The following is a 19,446-nucleotide window of genomic DNA, read 5'->3' on the forward strand; positions in this document are numbered from 1 at the left end:
GCAATCGTCGAACGATTGGCGGGCCGCGCCCTTGCGTACCTGCCGGCTCAGCTGGCCTTGTTACGGGCGTGGATGAAGGTCCAGTAGCCGAAGGCATTGACCGGCCGCGTCTCGACCACGTCGAGATCGGCCATTTCCAGGAAATCGTCCAGCGGGAACGACGGGCGGAAACCGACCAGCTTCGACAGCGGCGACACCATGCGCTCGAGCGAGGCCATCGCGCCCCTGCCCTGGCTGAAGTGGTTCACGATAAACAGATCGCCGCCGGGCTTGCAGACGCGCTTCATTTCCTCGACGACCTTCTTCGGGTCCGGGGCAACGGAAACGACATACATCGCCACGACCTTGTCGAAGCTGTTGTCCGCGTATTCCAGCGCCTGTGCATCCATCAGCGCCAGCGAGATACGGTCCGCGTTGCCGTTTACGCGCGCCTTGGCGTATTCCAGCATCTCCGGCGATACGTCGATGCCCACCACCTCGACATCGTCGGCGTAGTGATCGAGCGACAGCCCGGTACCCACGCCCACCTCGAGTACGCGATCACCGGCGTTGCAGTCCATCTTGCGCACCGCGACTTCGCGTCCCTGCTCGAACACCGGGCCGAAGAAACGATCGTATTGTCGTGACAGACGGCGATACGCGGTTACAACGGATTTTTCATCCATGAATAGGTTCCCGTAGATTAGTCGTGCGACCACTTAGGCGAGCGAAGAATACGCCTGTGTCGTCGCCGACACAAAAATCGCTGGCCGCGAGTTTGGCCAGGGATTGGCTAGAGCACGCCGCGCGAGCTTTCCTGTACCTGTTGGCCGACGAGTTCGAACAGTCCGCGCATATCGTCACCGCGATGACACAGCCGCGGACGTGTTTCATGCTCGAAGAAACGGATGGTGCGAAAAGAGCGGGCGGAATCCATGTGAAACCAGTGCCGCAGGCCGGCGGGCACGCGCACGTAGTCGCCCGGCTCACAGGCCAGCGCGAACACCGCGTTCGAAGCGCGCATGAACAGAATGCCTGCGCCGTGGACCAGCAACTGCGACTCCACCGCATCGTGGGCATGCTCGATCATGAGTTCGCGCTCGATGGTATCGCGGCGCGGATGCGAAACCGCCACGCTGGCAACGTCCAGGGCCACTTTCGGCATGCTCGCCATGAGCCGGTCGAGCGGCTCGATATAACTGCCGATCACCTCGTCCGGGCGCGACTCTTCGTCAAAGACCAGGCTGGGTAATTCGACATGGTCGTAATGCACGCCCACGCCGGCCAGACGCGCGCCGATACAGGCGCGCTCGGTATCACAGAGCTTGAGTTGATAGGCGTGGTCGACGTCGCGGTAGAGCTGGGTCATGGTCTTTGCCGTCGCGCAAAAGGGGCCTTGCCCCGAATGGAACACTACACAGCACAGCGCCCCGCAGGAATCCGCCGCGCTCAAAAAAGCGCCGGCATGGTAACCGGCGCCACGTGACAGCGAAATGTCGGGCCGACGAAGCCGCCGACCCGGGCATAATCAGCCCTGGTCGCGCTTCCAGTTGATCAACCCGCCGGCACGCAGGATGTCGATCTGGCGATCCGACAGCGCATGCTTGCAGGTGATCGTGCCACCGTCTTCGGTCTCGACTTCGAGGCTATCCCCGGCCGCCAGTGCATCGTGTAGACCGCTGATCTTGAGTTTGGTGCCCTGCTTGAGCTTATCCAGATCCTCGCCGTTGGCGAAGGTCAGCGGCAGCACACCGAAGTTGACCAGGTTCTGCCAGTGGATACGGGCATAGTCCTTGGCAACGACGACGCGTAGCCCGAGATAGCGCGGCGCAATCGCGGCATGTTCGCGCGAACTGCCCTGACCATAGTTGGAGCCGCCGATGATCGCATGATCGCCCGTCTCCTTGGCGCGATCGGGGTAATCCTCGTCCACGACGTCGTAAACGAACTCGGCGATGGCCGGGATGTTGGAGCGAAACGGCAGCACCTCGGCACCCGCGCGCATGATTTCGTCGGTGGAGATATCGTCGCCGACCTTGAGCAGCACCGGCAGCTCGAATTCATCCGGAATACCGTCGAAATCCGGAAGGGACTTGATGTTCGGCCCCTTGACCAGCTCGACCTTGCGCGCCTCCTCGATCGGGAGCGGCGATTCGAGCATCTTGTCGTTGACCACCGGGTCGTCCGGATTGCTCACCTTCGGATATTCGAAGTCCAGCGTACGCGGGTCGGTGATCTTGCCCATCAGCGCCGAGGCGGTCGCCGTTTCCGGCGAACACAGGAATACCGAGTCTTCCTTGGTGCCGGAGCGCCCCGGGAAGTTGCGCGGGGTGGTACGCAGGCTGTTGCGCTTGTAGGCCGGCGCCTGGCCCATGCCGATACAGCCGTTGCAGCCGGCCTGATGCAGACGCGCGCCCGAGGCGATCAACGGGCCCAGCAGGTTGTCGCGGGCCAGCGTCTGCAGCATGGCACGCGACGACGGGTTCACGTCGAAAGACACATGCTTGCTCACTTCCCGTCCACGCACCATTTCCGCAGTGATGGCGAAATCCCGGTAGCCCGGGTTGGCGGAGGAGCCGATATAGGACTGATACAGCTCGTCGCCGGCGACTTCTTCCACCGGCACGACGTTGCCGGGCGAAGTCGGCTTGGCGATCAAGGGCACCAGCGTCGACAGGTCGATTTCGTCGTGCTCGTCGTATTCGCAGCCCTCGTCGGCCACCAGTTCCTCGTACTCGTCTTCGCGGCCCTGGGACTTGAGAAAGCGCTTGATCTCGGCATCGGCCGGGAAAACCGTGGTGGTCGCACCCAGCTCGGCGCCCATGTTGGCGATCACGTGTCGATCCATGGCCTCCAGATTGTCCAGACCCGGCCCGTAGTATTCGATGATCTTGCCCACGCCCCCGGATACGCCGTGTCGGCGCAGCATTTCCAGAATCACATCCTTGGCCGACACCCAGTCCGGCAATTCACCGGTGAGCTTGACACCGAAGACCTTCGGCATCTTGGTATAGAGCGGCTCGCCGGCCATGGCCATGGCAACTTCCAGACCGCCCGCGCCGATCGCCAGCATGCCCATCGAACCGCCGGCCGGCGTATGGCTGTCGGAGCCCAGCAGGGTCTTGCCCGGACGCCCGAAGCGTTCCATGTGCACGGCATGAGATATGCCGTTGCCCGGGCGCGAGTAGTAGGCCCCGAAGCGTTCGCAGGCGGACTGCAGGAACAGGTGATCGTCGGGGTTCTTGTTGTCTTCCTGGATGAGGTTATGGTCGACGTACTGGGCCGAGATCTCGGTCTTGACCCGGTCGAGCTCCATCGCCTCGAGTTCGAGCATGACCAGGGTGCCGGTCGCGTCTTGGGTCAGCGTCTGGTCGATTCGCAGCGCGATCTCTTCGCCTGGCGTCATCTCGCCGTCGATCAGATGCGACGCGATGAGTTTCTGGGCAACGTTCTGGGCCATGGATCCCTCCAGCGTGTTAGATGCCCTCACCATAGCCTGCGCCAACCCGTTCAGAAAGTGTCGACGGCATATCAAAGCAAAAAATATGCCGTAAATGAGAATTATTACTATTTATCGGCATTTTTAGTTCGCATGTGAGGGGGCAAATCGGCTACCGTTAGTACAGCGATGCAGCAGGCATCGACTCGCCACGAAGAAACGCCGGCACCGGCAACTTGTGTAAACTACACGGATTACGTCTACGCCTTGCACGCGACTGTGATCCATACACGAGTGCTTCGCGTAGAATAGGAACACGCAATGAACGCTGCTACCGAACAAGCCGTCGTGATCTGGCCGCTGCTGCTATTCGCCGCCGGGGCGCTGGGGCTCATCGTGTTCATGCTCGGCGTTTCTGCCGTGCTGGGCGGGCGCCATGAGTCGCGGTTGGGCAACCAGCCCTACGAATCCGGCATCAAGCCCACGGGCAGCGCAAGAATGCGCTTCTCGGCCAAGTTCTATCTGGTGGCGATCATTTTCGTGCTCTTCGATCTCGAAGTGGTCTTCATCTTCTCCTGGGCCATCGCAGCGCCTGCGTTGGGCTGGCCCGGTTACTTTGCATTTCTGTTCTTTCTCGGGGTGCTGACCCTGGGCCTGATCTACGAGTGGCGCATCGGCGCGCTCGATTGGGCACCCAAGGCGCCGCGCCAGTACCGCCTGGAGGCGATCGAAAGCAATCGCCGCCGCAACCAGGCCGACGCGCCACGATGAAAATCTCGCGCCTGGCAGACCCGCTTCGACTGAACACTCGACAGGACGATCATTAATGGGATGGTCACTGACTAGCACCGACAAGAATCCGAAACCCGGCTCGGCCGGTTCGGACGACGGCAGCTCGAACACGATCGAGGATGCGCTGGCGCGTAACGTCGTCACCGCCAAACTCGACGACATGATCGCCTGGGGCCGCAAGCACTCGATGTGGCCGTTCAACTTCGGCCTTTCGTGCTGCTATGTGGAAATGGCCACCGCCCTGACCGCGCCCCACGACATGGCCCGCTTCGGCTCGGAGGTCATTCGAGCTACGCCGCGCCAGTCGGACGTGATGATCATTGCCGGCACCTGCTTTCTGAAGATGGCGCCGGTCATCCAGCGTCTCTACGACCAGATGATGGAGCCGCGCTGGGTGATCTCCATGGGCTCCTGCGCCAACTCGGGCGGCATGTACGACATCTATTCCGTGGTTCAGGGCGTGGACAAGTTCCTGCCCGTCGACGTCTACGTATCAGGCTGTCCACCCCGCCCGGAAGCCTTTCTCGAAGGCCTGCTGCTGCTTCAGGAAAACATCGGCGCGGAAAAACGCCCGCTGTCGTGGATGATCGGCCCGCAGGGCGTCACCCAGCGGCCGAAGCTGTCGATGCGCGACCGTAAACGCAGCGAGCGCCTGTCGGTTACCACTCTTCGTACGCCGGATTCGGTCTGATGCTCGATCGCGTCGATATCAAACAGCAGCTGTTCGAACGCTTTGACGAGCGTACGTTCACCGAGCAGATCACCGCCGATGGCATGCCCACCCTGTGGGTCGGCCGCGACAGGATCTGCGACGTGCTCAAGTTCCTGCGCCAGGACAGCACCCCCGCCTACCGGATGCTGTTCGACCTGACCGCGATCGACGAGCGCGTACGTGAGCACCGGCTCAACCAGCCGGCCGCGGATTTCACCGTGGTCTATCACCTGCTCAGCCTGTCGCCGGTTGCCGAGATCCGCCTCAAGGTCGCGCTGTTCGACGACGATCTGAGCACGCCCACCGCCACCGGCGTATGGCCCAACGCCAACTGGTACGAGCGCGAAGTATGGGACATGTTCGGGATCACCTTCGACGGGCACCCGAACCTGCGCCGCATTCTCATGCCGCCGACCTGGAAGGGCCACCCGCTGCGCAAGGATCACGCCGCCCGCGCGACCGAGTTCGAACCGCTGCACCTGGACCCGAAGCGCCAGGACGAGGAAGAGAACGCCCTGCAGTTCAAGCCCGAAGACTGGGGCATGAAGCGCGAGTCCGGCGATACCGAGTTCATGTTCCTTAACATGGGCCCGAACCATCCTTCGGTGCATGGCGTATTCCGTATCGTGCTGCAGCTCGACGGCGAGGAAATCATCGGCGCGGTGCCGGATATCGGCTATCACCATCGCGGCGCCGAGAAGATGGCCGAGCGCCAGTCCTGGCATACCTACATCCCCTATACCGACCGGGTGGACTATCTCGGCGGGGTGATGAACGAACTGCCCTACGTCATGAACCTCGAGCACGTGCTTGGCATTCAGGTGCCGGAACGGGTCAAGGTCGTGCGCGTAATGCTGTGCGAGTTCTTCCGTATCACCAGCCACCTGATGTTCTTCGGCACCTATGTGCAGGACATCGGCGCGATGAGCCCGATCTTCTGGATGTTTTCGGATCGCCAGAAGGCCTACGACGTGATCGAGGCGATCACCGGCTTTCGCATGCATCCGGCGTTCTTCCGTATCGGCGGGCTGACCATGGACCTGCCGAACGGCTGGGATCGCAAGGTCAAGGAATTCCTCGACTGGTTCCCCTCGCGCCTGACCGAATACAAAAAAGCCATGGCGCGCAACAGCGTGCTGGTCAAACGTTCCAAGCATATCGGCGCCTATTCCCAGGACGAGGCGATCGACTGGGGCATCACCGGCCCCGGCCTGCGTTCGACCGGCGTCGACTTCGACCTGCGCAAGGCCCGGCCCTACTCCGGTTACGAGAACTTCGACTTCGAGATTCCCACCGGCACCAACGGCGACTGTCAGGACCGTCTCGATGTCCGCATCGAAGAGATGTTCCAGAGCTGTCGCATCATCGAGCAGTGCATGAAGAACATGCCCGCCGGTGACTACAAGGCCGATCATCCCTTGACCACGCCGCCGGTCAAGGAGCGCACGATGCAGGACATCGAAACCCTGATCGCGCACTTTCTGACCGTGAGCTGGGGGCCGGTGGTGCCGGCGATGGAATCGGCCTGCATGGTCGAAGGCACCAAAGGCCTGAACGGCTATTACAGTATTTCCGACAAGCATGCGATGAGCTATCGCACGCGTATCCGTACGCCCAGTTTCGCCCATCTGCAGCAGATACCGCTGATCTCGCAGGGCGGCCTGGTGGCCGATCTGGTGGCGATTATCGGCGCGATCGACTTTGTTATGGCAGACGTGGACCGATGAAGTTATCGAAAACCGAAATTGAGGCCATCCAGCACGAGATGACCCTGTACGAGGACCCGGGCGCTGCGACCATCGAAGCGCTCAAGATCGTGCAGGAGCATCGCGGCTGGGTATCGGACGAGTCGCTGGAAGCGGCCGCGGCCGTGGTGGGCGTGACCCCGACCCAGATGGAAGCGGTGGCCACGTTCTACAACCTGATCTTTCGCCAGCCCGTGGGCCGGCACGTGATCATGATCTGCGACTCGATCTCCTGCTATCTGACCGGCTACGAGGAAATTCTGGCCTATCTGAAGAAGACGCTGGGCATCGAGTTCGGCCAGACCACGCCGGACAACCGCTTCACACTGCTGCCGATCTGCTGTCTGGGCAACTGCGACAACGGCCCGGCCATGCGTATCAACACCGACTATCACGGCCGGCTCACGCCCGATAAGGTCGACGCCATTCTGGCGGAATACCCCTAGGCGCGGCGCAAGGACGAACAGTCATGGAAAAGGTTCTTACCAAAAACATCCGCGACAACCGCGAGCCGATGACCCGGGCCGAATACGAGCAGGCCGGCGGCTGGGAGGCCTACAAGAAGGCCCTCCATGAGATGAAGCCGACCGAGGTCGCCGATCTGGTCAAACAGGCCGGCCTGCGCGGTCGTGGCGGTGCAGGCTTTCCCACCGGCGTGAAGTGGTCATTCATGCCGCGCTTCGAGGAAAATCCCGAAAAGCGCCCGGCCCACGTCTATCTCGTGGTCAACGCCGACGAAATGGAGCCCGGTACCTTCAAGGATCGCCTGCTCATGGAAGGCGACCCGCACCAGCTGATCGAAGCCATGGCGATCGCCAGCTATGCGATCGGCGCGGATATCGCCTACGTATTCATTCGCGGCGAATACACCGAATGCCAGCGCAAGCTCCAGCGCGCCATCGACGAGGCCATGGAAGCCGGCTATCTGGGCGAGGATATCCTCGGCACCGGCTTCAACCTCAAGATGTATCTGCATATGAGCGCCGGCCGCTATATCTGCGGCGAGGAATCGGCGCTGTTGTCGGCCCTGGAAGGCCGACGCGCGGTACCGCGGCACAAGCCGCCGTTCCCGGCCGCCTCCGGCCTGTTCGGTCAGCCCACCACGGTCAACAACGTGGAAACGATCTGCAACGTACCGCATATCGTGAAAAACGGTGCCGAGTGGTACAAGGGCCTGGGCCTGCACAAGGATGGCGGCACCAAGATCTTCGGCGCCTCGGGCCATGTTGCCCGCCCCGGCCTGGTGGAGCTGCCGCTGGGCACGAAACTGTCCGACCTGCTCGATCATTTCGGCGGTATTCGCGGCGGGCGCAAGCTCAAGGCCCTGCTGCCGGGCGGTGGCTCCACGCCGCTTTTGACCGACGAGCACCTGAATACGCCAATGGACTACGAAGGCGTGGGCGCGGTCGGCAGCCGTCTGGGCACGGGCACGATGGTGGTCATGGACGACCAGACCCCGATCGTGGGCGTGCTCAAGAACCTCGAGCATTTCTATGCCCAGGAATCCTGCGGCTGGTGCACGCCCTGTCGCGACGGCCTGCCCTGGGTCGAGCGTATTCTCACCAATCTGGAAGCCGGGCACGGCAAGCCGGGGGATATCGAGCTGTTGGACCTGCACGTCAAACTGCTCGGTCCCGGCAAGACCTTCTGTGCCCATGCCCCCGGCGCGATGGGCCCGCTCGAATCCGGTCTCAAGTATTTCCGCGATGAACTGGCGGCCCTGATTCCGCCCGAGGCGGATACGCTGGATCTCACCCAGCCGGCCAACGCCGCCTCGAACAACTAGCGCACGGTTTAGCGATGGCAACGATCAAGATCGACGGCAAGCAGTTCGAGGTGGACCCCACCGACAACCTGCTCAAGGTCGCGCTTTCCAAGGGCTTCGACCTGCCCTATTTCTGCTGGCACCCGGAGCTGCATTCCGTGGGCGCCTGTCGCCAGTGCGCGGTCAAGCAGTACAAGAACGAAGACGATACCCAGGGCCAGATCGTCATGGCCTGCATGACGCCGGCCGCGGACGGCGGCTGCTTCTCGATCGCAGACAAGGAAGCCAGCGATTTCCGTGCCCAGGTCATCGAATGGCTGATGATCAACCATCCGCATGACTGCCCGGTATGCGAAGAAGGCGGCGAATGCCATCTGCAGGACATGACCCTGATGACCGGGCATACGCGCCGCCGCTATCGCGGGCCCAAGCGTACCCATCGTAATCAGGACCTTGGCCCGTTCATCAATCACGAGATGAACCGCTGTATCGCCTGCTATCGCTGCGTGCGCTACTACCGCGACTATGCCGACGGCGACGATCTGCGCGTGCTCGGCTCGCATTCGAACGTCTATTTCGGCCGCGAAGCCGACGGCGCCTTCAACAGCGAGTTCTCGGGCAACCTGGTGGAGGTCTGCCCCACCGGCGTGTTCACCGACAAGACGCTGGGCGCCCACTACAACCGTAAATGGGACATGCAGAATGCCCCCGGCATCTGCACCCATTGCTCGCTGGGCTGCAACACCAGCCCCGGTTCGCGTCAGGGCGTGCTCAAGCGCATCCAGAACCGTTTTCACGGCGAGATCAACCACTATTTCCTCTGCGATCGCGGCCGTTTCGGCGCCGGCTTCGTCAACCGCGAAGACCGTCCGCGTCAGCCGCTGGTACGTGCCGACAACGGCGTGCTCGAGCCCGAGGACATGGACGTCATGCTCGCCTCGCTCAAGAGCGTGCTGGCCGAGGCCAAGGGTCTGGTCGGTATCGGTTCGCCGCGGGCCTCGCTGGAAGACAACTTCGCGCTGCGGCATCTGGTCGGCGCCGACAACTTCCACAACGGCATGAGCGCACCCGAAAGCCATGCCAGCCTGGCCGCCCTCGCGCTGCTGCAGGAACACGCCGGCCGGCTGCCGACGTTGCGCGATGTGGAATCCTGCGATGCGGTGTTCGTGCTCGGCGAAGACGTCACCCAGTTCGCCCCGCGCCTGGCGCTGTCGCTGCGACAGGCGGTACGCAACGAGCATCACGTGCTTGCCGAGGCCGCCAATATCCCGAAATGGCATGCCCGCGCGGTGCGCGACGAGGGCCAGCATTTCTACAGCCCGCTGTTCATGGCGGTGCCGGCGGCCACGCGTCTGGACGACGTGGCCACTGAGCTGTTCCATCTGCGCCCGGCGCGGATCGCGGAACTGGGCTTCGCGGTGGCCGCCATTCTCGACGAGGCCGCACCCATGCCGGCCAATATCGACGAGGAAACCCGCGCCCACGCCGAAACCATCGCCAACGCCCTTAAGACGGCGAAGAAACCGCTGGTGGTGGCCGGCACGAGCCTGGGCAGCGAAGCCGTGCTCACCGCCGCCGGCAACGTCATGCGCGCGCTGGAGTCGGTGCACGACGATGCGGGCCTGTTCGTTACGCTCAACGAGGCGAACAGCCTCGGCATGGCCATGATGAGCGATCGCGATGTGGATCACGCCTTCGAGGCCATCAACAGCCGTCGTGCGGATACGCTCATCGTCATGCAGAACGATCTCTACGAGCGCGCCCAGCACGGCAAGGTCGATGCCGCCATCAAGGCCGCCAAGAACCTGATCGTGCTCGATCACAGCATGACCGCCACCATCGCCAAGGCCGACTACGTCCTGCCGGCGGGCAGCTTTGCCGAGGCCGACGGCACCCTGGTCAACAACGAAGGCCGTGCCCAGCGCTTCTTCCAGGTCTTCATTCCGGAGGCGCCGCTGCAGGAAGGCTGGCGCTGGTGTGCCGATCTCAACCGGGCGATCGGCAAGCCGGTGGACTGGTACGGCATGGACGATCTCATCGACGCCATCGAGGCCGAGTGTCCGCAGTTCACGGGCATCAAGACGGCCGCGCCGAGCACGAGTTTCCGCAAGGCCGGCATGCGCTTTCCGCGCAGTCCGCACCGGTATTCCGGGCGTACCGCGCTGTATGCCAACGTCGACGTGCGCGAGCGTCGTCCGGAAGTGGACGTGGACTCGGCGCTTGCCTATTCGATGGAGGGCTACCACGGCAGCGATCAGCCGCCGGCGCTCATGGCCTATGCCTGGGCACCGGGCTGGGATTCCAACCAGGCCGCCATCACCCGTTTTCAGGATGAAGTCGGCGGCCACCTCAAGGGCGGCGACCCCGGTACACGTCTGCTCAAGGTCGATGCCAACGTGCCCGACTATGCGCCGGCCGAGCCCAAGCTGGTCGAAGGCTGGCAGGCGATCCCGCGCTATCACATCTTCGGCAGCGAATCGCAGTCGGCCAAGGCCCCGGCGATTCAGGAACGCATGCCGCGTGCCTGGTTCACCCTCAACGAGGCCGGCGCGAAGGCGCTGGGCCTGGCCGCGGCGGATACCCTGCGTCTGACCATCGACGGCGAGATCCATGCCCTGCCCATCACCATCGACCCCAGCCTGCCCGACCGGACCATTGGCGTGCCGGTGGGCGCCCATGGCCTGATGGGCGTGCGTCTGCCTGCAGCGGTGTCCCCCTGATGTTCGGCTTCAGCACAGATACATTGATCGATTTCGCGTTCACCGCGTTCGAAACGATCGCCATTCTGCTGGCGGTCGTGATCGCGGCCGCGCTGCTGATCTGGGTCGAACGCCGCCTGCTGGGCGTCTGGCAGGACCGCTACGGGCCCAACCGGGTCGGGCCGTTCGGCATCCTTCAGGTGGCCGCGGACATGATCAAGATCTTCTTCAAGGAAGACTGGATCCCGCCGTTCGCCGACAAGGCCGTGTTCGTGATCGCGCCGGCCATCATCATGTTCACCACGCTCATGGCGTTCGCGGTGGTGCCGTTCACCGAAACCATCGGCGTGGTCGATCTCAACATCGGCATTCTGTTCGTGCTGGCGATGAGTTCGCTGGGCGTGTACTCGGTGATCCTGGCCGGCTGGTCCTCGGACAATAAATACGCCCTGCTCGGCGGCATGCGTACCGCCGCCCAGATGATTTCCTACGAGGTCTTCATGGGCCTGAGCCTGCTGGGCGTGGTGCTGCTGGCTGGCAGCTTCGATCTGCGTGCGATCGTGGAATCGCAAGCCGGCATGTGGAACGTGATCCCGCAGTTCCCGGCGTTCGTGATCTTCTTCATTGCCGGTATTGCCGAAATTCACCGTGCGCCGTTCGATCTACCGGAAGCCGAACAGGAACTCACGGCCGGCTATCACACCGAATATTCGGGCATGAAGTTCGGCATGTTCTTCGTGGGCGAATATCTGGGCATCGTGCTTATTTCCTGTCTGACCACGGTGCTGTTCTTCGGCGGCTGGCTGGGTCCGATCCTGCCGGGCTTCGTGTGGTTTGCGCTCAAGGCCGGATTCTTCATCTGCTTTTTCGTGCTGCTGCGCGCGGCCACCGTGCGCCCACGCTACGACCAACTCATGGCCTTCGGCTGGAAGATCCTGCTGCCCATCGCGCTGGTCAACGTCGCGATCACGGGTGCTGTCGTGGTGGCCATGGCATGAGCATGTCGCCCTCTTTTTTCGATTTCACCGGTTACGCGAGTCACCTATGCTGAGTGTTCTGCGCACCATCTGGATGACCCTGATGCACACCTTTCGCAAGCGCGATACGGTGCTGTATCCGGAAGAAAAGCCTTATCTGCCGCCGCGTTATCGCGGGCGTATCGTACTCACCCGCGATCCGGACGGCGCCGAGCGCTGCGTGGCCTGCAACCTGTGCAGCGTGGCCTGCCCGGTGGACTGCATCAGCGTGGTCAAGGCCGAGGACGAGAGCGGGCGCTGGTATCCGGAAACCTTCCGGATCAACTTCTCGCGCTGCATCTACTGCGGCTATTGCGAGGAAGCCTGCCCGACCTACGCGATCCAGCTCACCCCGGACTTCGAAATGGGCGAGTTCGATCGTCAGAACATGGTCTACGAGAAGTCGGACCTGACCATTTCCGGCGTCGGCAAGCGGCCCGGCTACAACTTCTATCGCGTCGCCGGCATGGCCGTGGGCGGCAAGGACAAGGGCGAGGCCGAGAACGAGGCCGCGCCCATCGACGTCAAGACGCTGCTGCCCTGAGGTCTGGCCGATCATGGAAATCGCTTTCTATCTCGCTGCCATCGTCGCCGTTGCCGCCACCGCGCGGGTAATCAGCTGTGCCAATGCCGTGCATGCGCTGCTGTACCTGATCGTGTCGCTGCTGTCGGTGGCGATCGTGTTCTATACCCTGGGCGCGCCTTTCGCGGCCGCGCTCGAGGTGATCGTCTATGCCGGCGCGATCATGGTGCTGTTCGTATTCGTGATCATGATGCTCAACCTCAATCAGGAAACCGTGGCCCGCGAGCGCAGCTGGCTGGCCCCGCGGGTATGGATCGGCCCCGGCGTGCTGGGCGTCGTTTTGATCGGCGTTCTGGCCGTGGCGCTTGCCAGCGGTGGCTCCATGGGCAACGTCGACAGCACGCCGCTCATGGCCGAGCGTATCGGCATGACCATGTTCGGCCCCTATGTGCTCATCGTGGAACTGGCCGCCTTCGTGCTGCTGGGGGCCCTCGTGGTCGCCGCCCATCTGGGCCGCGACGATCGTGATGTGGCCGAAGAGAAACGCGTCGCCGCCGCCCGCGGGCGTCGCCACCCGGGAGGCGAACAATGAACGGCATTCCCATGGAACACGGCCTGATACTGGCCGCCCTGCTGTTCACCCTCGGGCTGGTCGGGCTGATGGTACGGCGTAATACGCTGTTCGTCCTCATGTGCCTGGAAATCATGCTCAATTCGGCCGGTCTGGCCTTCATCGTGGCCGGTGCGGCCCATGGCGCGCCCGACGGGCAGGTGATGTTCATCCTCGTGATCACCCTGGCCGCTGCCGAAGCGAGCATTGGCCTGGGTCTGCTGCTGCAGCTGCATCGCCGCTTCAAGACCATCGACATCGACGCCGCCAGCGAGATGCACGGATGAATTTGCTAGCCCTGACCATCGTCTTTCCGCTCGCCGGCAGCCTCGCGCTGTCGTTCTTCCCGCGCATGGCCGACCGTGCCGCGGCGACCATCGGCGCCGGCTCGGTTGGGCTGTCCGCGCTGGTATCGGCGTGGCTGATCTATACCTTCGTCACCGGCGACGGTGCGGCGTATACGCAAACCCTCTGGACCTGGGTGTCGGTGGGTGATTTCACCCCGGCGTTCGCGCTGTATTTCGACGGCCTGGCGGCGACCATGCTCGGCGTAATCACCGGCGTGGGGTTTCTCATCCACATGTTCGCCAGCTGGTACATGAAGCACGACCTCGACGGCGGGCCGGGCATGGGGCGTTTCTTCGCCTACATGAACCTGTTCATCGTCGCCATGCTGCTGCTCGTGCTGGGCGACAACCTGTTCCTGCTGTTTCTCGGCTGGGAAGGCGTGGGCCTGTGCAGCTATTTGCTGATCGGCTACTACTACCGTGACGAAGCCAACGCCTGGGCCGCCTTCAAGGCGTTTCTGATCACCCGTATCGGCGATGTGTTCCTGGCCATCGGCCTGTTCCTGATGTTCGCCACCTTCGGCACCCTGGATATTCAGACCCTGCTGGAACAGGCGCCCCAGGCCTGGGCCGAGGGCGACCCGATGGCCAGCGTTGCGGCGCTGCTGCTGCTGGGCGGCGCGGTGGGCAAATCCGCCCAGCTGCCGCTGCAGACCTGGCTGCCTGACGCCATGGCCGGCCCCACGCCCGTCTCGGCGCTGATCCACGCGGCCACCATGGTTACGGCGGGCGTCTACTTGATCGCGCGCATGCATGTCGTGTTCGAGCTCGCCCCGGCCGTGCTGGCCCTGGTGGGCGTCGTCGGCGCGGTCACGCTGCTGCTGGCAGGCTTCGCTGCCCTGTGCCAGACCGATATCAAGCGCGTGCTGGCCTATTCCACCATGAGCCAGATCGGCTATATGTTCCTTGCGCTGGGCGTGGGTGCCTGGGACGCGGCAATCTTTCACCTGATGATCCATGCCTTCTTCAAGGCCCTGCTGTTCCTGGCCTCGGGCTCGGTGATCATCGCCTGCCATCACGAACAGAACATCTTAAAGATGGGCGGGCTGCGCAAGAGCCTGCCGCTGGATTACGCGGTATTCATCATCGGCGGCGCGGCGCTGGCCGCCCTGCCCCTGGTCACGGCCGGCTTCTATTCCAAGGACGAGATCCTGTGGCTGTCGTTTGCCAACGGCCACCATGTGCTGTGGTTCGCCGGCCTCGTCGGCGCATTCCTGACCGCGCTCTATACCTTCCGCATGATCTTCATCGCCTTCCACGGCGAAGCGCAGATCAAGGCCCATGCCGGCCGTGGCATCGCCCATCACCTGCCGCTGATCGTGCTGGCGGTGCTTTCCACCTTCCTGGGCGCCTGGATTCATCCGCCGCTGGCCGACGTACTGCCGGTTCACGAAGGCGGCGATCACGGCACCACGAAGCTGGTCGTGGAAGTGCTTTCCGCGGCCGTCGCCATCGTCGGCCTCGGCCTGGCTGCGGCGTTGTTCCTGGGCCGTCGACAGATGGCCGACAAGCTCGCCTCGGGCCCGCTCGGGCGCGGTCTTTGGCAGCTGTGGCACAACGCCTGGGGCTTCGACACGCTTTACGATCGCGTGTTCGTGCGCCCCTATCTGCTGCTGACCCGCCTGCATCGTCGCGACTGGATCAACTCGACCGTCAACGTCGCACCGCAGCTTGCGCTCATGCTCAACAGCGCGCTGGTCACCACCCAGAGCGGGCGACTGCGCTGGTATGCCCTGTCGCTGTTCGCCGGTGCCGCGCTTCTGCTGATCGCGCTGCTGTTCGGGTGATGCGCATGAATACACACGATAACGGCGTGGCGACTGCGCGCTCATTCACAGGTCCCAAGGAACGTTTTCAATGATCCTGTGCTGGCTTCTATTCGTCCCCTTCATCGGCGGCCTGCTGTGCTGGCAGCTGGAAAGCCGCCATGCCCCTGCACAGGCGCCGCGCTGGATCGCGCTGCTGACGATGCTGCTCGTGGTCGGCCTGGCCCTGTGGCTGTGGCTGACGGGCGATTACTCGCTGGCCGGTGGTGCGGTGGGCGATGCCCCGAACTGGGCGCATCAGATCCGCCTGCCCTGGATCGATCGCTTCGGCATTTCCTTTCACCTGGCGCTCGACGGCCTGTCGCTGATCATGATCATGCTGACGGGCTTTCTCGGCGTGCTCGCCGTGGTGTGTTCCTGGCGGGAAATCACCAACCGCATCGGCTTTTTCCACCTGAACCTGCTCTGGATCATCGGCGGCGTGGTCGGCGTGTTCCTGGCCGTGGATCTTTTCCTGTTCTTCTTCTTCTGGGAAATGATGCTGGTGCCGATGTATTTCCTGATCGCGCTGTGGGGACACAGCGGTTCCAAGGGCAATACCCGCATCGGCGCGGCCATCAAGTTCTTCATCTATACCCAGGCCAGCGGCCTGCTCATGCTGGTGTCGATCCTCGGGCTGGTGTTCGCCCACTACAGCCAGACCGGCACCTTCACCTTCGACTACATGGTGCTGCGTGAAACCCCGCTCACCGGCACCATCGCCTATGTGCTGATGCTGGGCTTTTTCATTGCCTTCGCGGTGAAGCTGCCGGTGGTGCCGCTGCACGGCTGGCTGCCCGATGCCCACGCCCAGGCGCCGACCGCCGGCTCGGTCGATCTGGCCGGCATCCTGCTCAAGACCGCGGCCTACGGCATGCTGCGCTTTGCCATTCCGCTGTTCCCCGAAGCCTCGGCACAGTTCGCCCCGGTGGCCATGGCGCTGGGTCTGATCGGTATCTACTACGGCGCGCTGCTGGCCTTTTCGCAGACCGACGTCAAGCGCCTGATCGCCTGCTCCAGTATTTCCCATATGGGCTTCGTGCTCATCGGCATCTATTCCGGCACTCTGCTCGCGCTGCAGGGCGTGATCGTGCAGATGGTGGCCCATGCCTTCTCGGCGGCGGGTCTGTTCATCATCTCGGGCCAGATCTACGAGCGCATCCATACCCGCGACATGCGCCAGATGGGCGGCCTGTTCGGCCGCATGGGCGCGCTGCCCGGCTTTGCGCTGGTGTTCGTCATGGCCTCGCTGGGCATGCCCGGCACCGGCAACTTCATCGGCGAGTTCCTGATTCTGTTCGGCGCCTTCGATACGGTGCCCTGGGTCGTGGTCGCCGCCAGCGGTGGGCTGGTGATGGCCGCCATCTATTCGCTGGTGCTCATGCACCGCGTTTACTGGGGCACCCCGAAGTCGGAGGCCTCGCTCGGCGGGCTGGACCCGCGCGAATACAGCATGATGCTGCTATTGCTCGTGCTCACGCTCTGGCTGGGCCTGTTCCCGAACACCGTGCTCGATATCTCGCATACGGCGATGACCGAAGTCACCGACTGGTTCGCCGTTGCTCCCTTGCCGTCCCGTTAAGCGAAAGGCGTCATGACCGACTTTTCCACTCAGATGCTCGCCCTCGCGCCCTTGCTGATTCTGTGCGCGACCGTCGTCGGCGTGATGCTGTCGATCGCGGTACACCGTCATCACTTCACGGCGGCCACGATGACCGTGGTCGGCCTGAACGCCGCACTCCTGTCGCTGCTCGGCGTGCTCCAGGTCACGCCGATCCAGGTCACGCCGCTCTTCATCATCGACGATTATTCGCTGCTGTTCGGCGCGATCGTGCTGGTGGCCTCGCTGGCCTGTACCACTCTGGCGCATGCCTATCTGGACACGCTGCCGGACCGGCGCGAAGAGTTCTATATTCTGCTGCTGTGCTCGGCTGGCGGCGCGCTCGCGTTGATCGCCAGCCGGCATTTCGCCTCGCTGTTCATCGGCCTGGAGCTGTTGTCGGTGCCGCTCTACGGCATGGTCGCCTACGCCTATCGCGACCGTATTTCGCTGGAAGCCGGCCTCAAGTACATGGTGCTCTCGGGCGCGGCCTCGGCCTTTCTGCTGTTCGGCATGGCGCTGCTCTATGCGGCTTCCGGCAGTCTGGAGTATGCCGGCCTGGTGGATACGCTGGCCGGCGACGCCGCTTCGCCCTGGCTGCTGGTGGGCGTGGGCATGATGGTCGTGGCACTCGCCTTCAAGCTGTCGCTGGTGCCTTTTCATATCTGGACGCCGGACGTCTATGAAGGCGCGCCCGGCCCGGTCTCGGCCTTTCTGGCCACGGTCAGCAAGGTGGCGGTGTTCGCCCTGCTGCTGCGCTTTTTCACCCTGGCCCCGCCGGCCGCCAACGGCTGGCTGCTCACGCTCATGGGCGTGATCGCCATGGCCTCCATGCTCGTCGGCAACCTGCTTGCGCTGCGCCAGCGCAACGTCAAGCGCCTGCTCGGCTATTCCTCGATCGCGCATCTGGGCTATCTGATGACCGCGATCGTGGCCGGCGGCAGCTTCGGCATCGAAACCGTCGGCATCTATCTGGCCACCTATGTGGCCACCACCCTCGGTGCCTTCGGCGTGGTCACGCTCGTATCCAGCCCCTACTCCGGCACGGATGCAGGCGCGCTGCACCACTATCGCGGCCTGTTCTGGCGTCGGCCGTATCTGGCCACGGTATTCACCATCATGATGCTGTCGCTGGCCGGCATTCCGATGACCGCGGGCTTTCTCGGCAAGTTCTATGTGATCGCCATCGCCGTGCAGTCCGGTCTGTGGTGGCTGGTCGGCGGTATCGTGCTCGGCAGCGCCATCGGGCTGTACTACTACCTGCGCATGATGGTCATCCTGTTCCTGGATGAGCCCGGTGAAAGCCGTCGCGACGCGGTCTCGGGCTGGGGCCAGCAGTCGGGCGGCATCATGGTGCTACTGCTGGCACTCGCGGTGATCTTCTTCGGCATCTATCCGCAGCCGTTGATCTCGCTGGTGTGTGCTGCGGGCATGGCCGGCGGCTGATGTTGGCGGGCCGGTATCGCGCCGCTGTTTCAGGCCTATTGCTTGCGGGCCTGATACTGGCCACGGCCAGCTGCGCAACGCAGGCGCCGCTGTCACAGGACGACGCCCGCGCCGACCGGGCCGCCCGCCAGTGGCTCGCCGTCGTCGACCGCGGCGAATATGAGCGCAGCTGGCAGCAGGCATCGGCAATGTTTCAGAACGGTATCGATCAAGATGCCTGGGTCGAAGCGGTTCGAAACGCCCGCGCCGGCACCGCGACGCCAAACCAGCGCGAACTCGTTTCCATCGCCCACACCCGACAGCTGCCCGGCGTGCCCGAGAACGACTACGTGGTACTCGTCTATGCCAGCCAGTTCGACGACCGACCCCCGATCCAGGAAACGCTTACCCTGGCCCGGGGGGACGACGAGCTGAAAACCGCTGGTTATTTTCTGCGCTAACGGGTCGCCGAATCAGCCTACTCGCGTCGCGGGCCCGACGTAGCGGCATTCACGCACGCTCATGCCGCCCATGGTCAGCGTTCTGTGGTGACCGTCGGCGGTCAAACCCAGCGCCTGGTAGAACCGCTGTGCGGCGTGATTACCCTTCAACACCCACAGGCTGATCGCTGCGGCGTTTCTCGCGAGCTCGCTCTGGCAAATCGTCTGCCAGAGGCGGCGACCGATACCCTGGCGGTACGCGCACGGCGCGACATAGATCGCGTACACCTCGAGCGTTGCCGCCTCGGCATCATCGTCCCGACTGGGGCCATAGGCTGCAAACCCGAGGAGCGCCGGCCCATCCCGAGCCACGAGAACCTCGATCGCGGGATCGGCGAGCGCCTGTATCCACTGCGCCTTTCTGGCCGCCGTGCTGAGTTCGTCCAGATAGCCCTGAGGCAACAAGCCACGGTAGGCCGCGCGCCAGGCGGCCACATTCAGCGCGGCGATTCGATCGACATCGTCGGCGCGCGCGGGCTCGACCTCCAT

At 63.5% G+C, this 19,446-nt stretch carries 18 protein-coding genes; 14 read left to right on the plus strand and 4 right to left on the minus strand.

What is annotated here, in order from left to right; translation table 11 throughout:
- Positions 1–47 precede the first annotated feature (47 nt).
- The 3 genes from CMN27_RS02685 to CMN27_RS02695 all read right to left on the minus strand — a co-directional run bounded on the left by CMN27_RS02685 (position 48) and on the right by CMN27_RS02695 (position 3,439).
- Positions 48–665, minus strand: a complete 618-nt coding sequence (locus CMN27_RS02685; protein WP_293623864.1) for a class I SAM-dependent methyltransferase — start codon at positions 663–665, stop codon at positions 48–50.
- Between the two features lie 107 nt (positions 666–772).
- Positions 773–1,348: a hypothetical protein gene (locus CMN27_RS02690; RefSeq protein ID WP_293623865.1), complete on the minus strand. Its 576-nt coding sequence runs from the start codon at positions 1,346–1,348 to the stop codon at positions 773–775.
- 159 nt (positions 1,349–1,507) lie between these two features.
- On the minus strand, positions 1,508–3,439 hold the full coding sequence (locus tag CMN27_RS02695; protein ID WP_293623866.1) for an aconitate hydratase: 1,932 nt from the start codon (positions 3,437–3,439) through the stop codon (positions 1,508–1,510).
- 300 nt (positions 3,440–3,739) lie between these two features.
- On the opposite strand from CMN27_RS02695, the gene ndhC reads away from it, so the two are divergent.
- From ndhC to CMN27_RS02765, 14 genes are all read left to right on the plus strand, one after another.
- Entirely contained in the window at positions 3,740–4,189 is a 450-nt protein-coding gene (ndhC, locus tag CMN27_RS02700; RefSeq protein WP_293623867.1) for an NADH-quinone oxidoreductase subunit A, read from the plus strand.
- A gap of 55 nt (positions 4,190–4,244) precedes the next feature.
- Positions 4,245–4,901, plus strand: coding sequence for an NADH-quinone oxidoreductase subunit B (locus tag CMN27_RS02705; RefSeq protein ID WP_293623868.1), 657 nt, complete (start codon positions 4,245–4,247; stop codon positions 4,899–4,901).
- A complete protein-coding gene (gene nuoC / locus CMN27_RS02710) occupies positions 4,901–6,649 on the plus strand; it encodes an NADH-quinone oxidoreductase subunit C/D (protein WP_293623869.1) in 1,749 nt (582 codons plus the stop codon). The genes CMN27_RS02705 and nuoC overlap by 1 nt, the downstream gene beginning before the upstream one ends.
- Positions 6,646–7,113 carry an NADH-quinone oxidoreductase subunit NuoE gene (nuoE, locus tag CMN27_RS02715; protein WP_006912265.1) on the plus strand — a complete coding sequence of 156 codons (468 nt, stop codon included), beginning with the start codon at positions 6,646–6,648 and terminating at the stop codon, positions 7,111–7,113. The genes nuoC and nuoE overlap by 4 nt, the downstream gene beginning before the upstream one ends.
- 23 nt (positions 7,114–7,136) lie before the next feature.
- Positions 7,137–8,453, plus strand: a complete 1,317-nt coding sequence (nuoF, locus tag CMN27_RS02720; RefSeq protein WP_293623870.1) for an NADH-quinone oxidoreductase subunit NuoF — start codon at positions 7,137–7,139, stop codon at positions 8,451–8,453.
- Between the two features lie 14 nt (positions 8,454–8,467).
- Complete coding sequence (gene nuoG / locus CMN27_RS02725) at positions 8,468–11,152, plus strand: NADH-quinone oxidoreductase subunit NuoG (RefSeq protein WP_293623871.1); 2,685 nt, start codon at positions 8,468–8,470, stop codon at positions 11,150–11,152.
- Entirely contained in the window at positions 11,152–12,129 is a 978-nt protein-coding gene (nuoH, locus tag CMN27_RS02730) for an NADH-quinone oxidoreductase subunit NuoH (protein ID WP_293623872.1), read from the plus strand. The genes nuoG and nuoH overlap by 1 nt, the downstream gene beginning before the upstream one ends.
- 46 nt (positions 12,130–12,175) lie before the next feature.
- Complete coding sequence (gene nuoI / locus CMN27_RS02735; RefSeq protein WP_293623873.1) at positions 12,176–12,691, plus strand: NADH-quinone oxidoreductase subunit NuoI; 516 nt, start codon at positions 12,176–12,178, stop codon at positions 12,689–12,691.
- Positions 12,692–12,704: 13 nt separating this feature from the next.
- Entirely contained in the window at positions 12,705–13,262 is a 558-nt protein-coding gene (gene nuoJ / locus CMN27_RS02740) for an NADH-quinone oxidoreductase subunit J (protein WP_293623874.1), read from the plus strand.
- Positions 13,259–13,567, plus strand: a complete 309-nt coding sequence (gene nuoK / locus CMN27_RS02745) for an NADH-quinone oxidoreductase subunit NuoK (RefSeq protein ID WP_293623875.1) — start codon at positions 13,259–13,261, stop codon at positions 13,565–13,567. The genes nuoJ and nuoK overlap by 4 nt, the downstream gene beginning before the upstream one ends.
- Positions 13,564–15,414 (plus strand): NADH-quinone oxidoreductase subunit L, encoded by a 1,851-nt coding sequence (gene nuoL, locus CMN27_RS02750; RefSeq protein WP_293623876.1) that lies wholly within the window; start codon positions 13,564–13,566, stop codon positions 15,412–15,414. Before nuoK ends, nuoL begins: the two co-directional genes overlap by 4 nt.
- A gap of 70 nt (positions 15,415–15,484) precedes the next feature.
- Positions 15,485–17,014, plus strand: coding sequence for an NADH-quinone oxidoreductase subunit M (gene nuoM / locus CMN27_RS02755; protein ID WP_293623877.1), 1,530 nt, complete (start codon positions 15,485–15,487; stop codon positions 17,012–17,014).
- Between the two features lie 12 nt (positions 17,015–17,026).
- The gene (gene nuoN, locus CMN27_RS02760) at positions 17,027–18,478 is read left to right on the plus strand and encodes an NADH-quinone oxidoreductase subunit NuoN (RefSeq protein ID WP_293623878.1); all 1,452 of its coding nucleotides are present in this window, start codon (positions 17,027–17,029) and stop codon (positions 18,476–18,478) included.
- Positions 18,478–18,918 (plus strand): DUF4019 domain-containing protein, encoded by a 441-nt coding sequence (locus CMN27_RS02765; protein ID WP_293623879.1) that lies wholly within the window; start codon positions 18,478–18,480, stop codon positions 18,916–18,918. Before nuoN ends, CMN27_RS02765 begins: the two co-directional genes overlap by 1 nt.
- A gap of 12 nt (positions 18,919–18,930) precedes the next feature.
- Here CMN27_RS02765 and CMN27_RS02770 read toward each other — a convergent pair whose 3' ends face one another.
- Positions 18,931–19,446 (minus strand): GNAT family N-acetyltransferase, encoded by a 516-nt coding sequence (locus tag CMN27_RS02770; RefSeq protein ID WP_293623880.1) that lies wholly within the window; start codon positions 19,444–19,446, stop codon positions 18,931–18,933.

The sequence above is a fragment of the Salinisphaera sp. genome (assembly GCF_002729955.1).
In the GTDB taxonomy this organism is placed as follows: Bacteria; Pseudomonadota; Gammaproteobacteria; order Nevskiales; family Salinisphaeraceae; genus Salinisphaera.

Bases quoted from the DNA above. Each gene is read 5' to 3' on its own strand.
- CMN27_RS02685 (WP_293623864.1), bottom strand. From the start codon at position 665: ATGGATGAAAAATCCGTTGTAACCGCGTATCGCCGTCTGTCACGACAA.
- CMN27_RS02690 (WP_293623865.1), bottom strand. From the start codon at position 1,348: ATGACCCAGCTCTACCGCGACGTCGACCACGCCTATCAACTCAAGCTC.
- CMN27_RS02695 (WP_293623866.1), bottom strand. From the start codon at position 3,439: ATGGCCCAGAACGTTGCCCAGAAACTCATCGCGTCGCATCTGATCGAC.
- ndhC (WP_293623867.1), top strand. From the start codon at position 3,740: ATGAACGCTGCTACCGAACAAGCCGTCGTGATCTGGCCGCTGCTGCTA.
- CMN27_RS02705 (WP_293623868.1), top strand. From the start codon at position 4,245: ATGGGATGGTCACTGACTAGCACCGACAAGAATCCGAAACCCGGCTCG.
- nuoC (WP_293623869.1), top strand. From the start codon at position 4,901: ATGCTCGATCGCGTCGATATCAAACAGCAGCTGTTCGAACGCTTTGAC.
- nuoE (WP_006912265.1), top strand. From the start codon at position 6,646: ATGAAGTTATCGAAAACCGAAATTGAGGCCATCCAGCACGAGATGACC.
- nuoF (WP_293623870.1), top strand. From the start codon at position 7,137: ATGGAAAAGGTTCTTACCAAAAACATCCGCGACAACCGCGAGCCGATG.
- nuoG (WP_293623871.1), top strand. From the start codon at position 8,468: ATGGCAACGATCAAGATCGACGGCAAGCAGTTCGAGGTGGACCCCACC.
- nuoH (WP_293623872.1), top strand. From the start codon at position 11,152: ATGTTCGGCTTCAGCACAGATACATTGATCGATTTCGCGTTCACCGCG.
- nuoI (WP_293623873.1), top strand. From the start codon at position 12,176: ATGCTGAGTGTTCTGCGCACCATCTGGATGACCCTGATGCACACCTTT.
- nuoJ (WP_293623874.1), top strand. From the start codon at position 12,705: ATGGAAATCGCTTTCTATCTCGCTGCCATCGTCGCCGTTGCCGCCACC.
- nuoK (WP_293623875.1), top strand. From the start codon at position 13,259: ATGAACGGCATTCCCATGGAACACGGCCTGATACTGGCCGCCCTGCTG.
- nuoL (WP_293623876.1), top strand. From the start codon at position 13,564: ATGAATTTGCTAGCCCTGACCATCGTCTTTCCGCTCGCCGGCAGCCTC.
- nuoM (WP_293623877.1), top strand. From the start codon at position 15,485: ATGATCCTGTGCTGGCTTCTATTCGTCCCCTTCATCGGCGGCCTGCTG.
- nuoN (WP_293623878.1), top strand. From the start codon at position 17,027: ATGACCGACTTTTCCACTCAGATGCTCGCCCTCGCGCCCTTGCTGATT.
- CMN27_RS02765 (WP_293623879.1), top strand. From the start codon at position 18,478: ATGTTGGCGGGCCGGTATCGCGCCGCTGTTTCAGGCCTATTGCTTGCG.
- CMN27_RS02770 (WP_293623880.1), bottom strand. From the start codon at position 19,446: ATGGAGGTCGAGCCCGCGCGCGCCGACGATGTCGATCGAATCGCCGCG.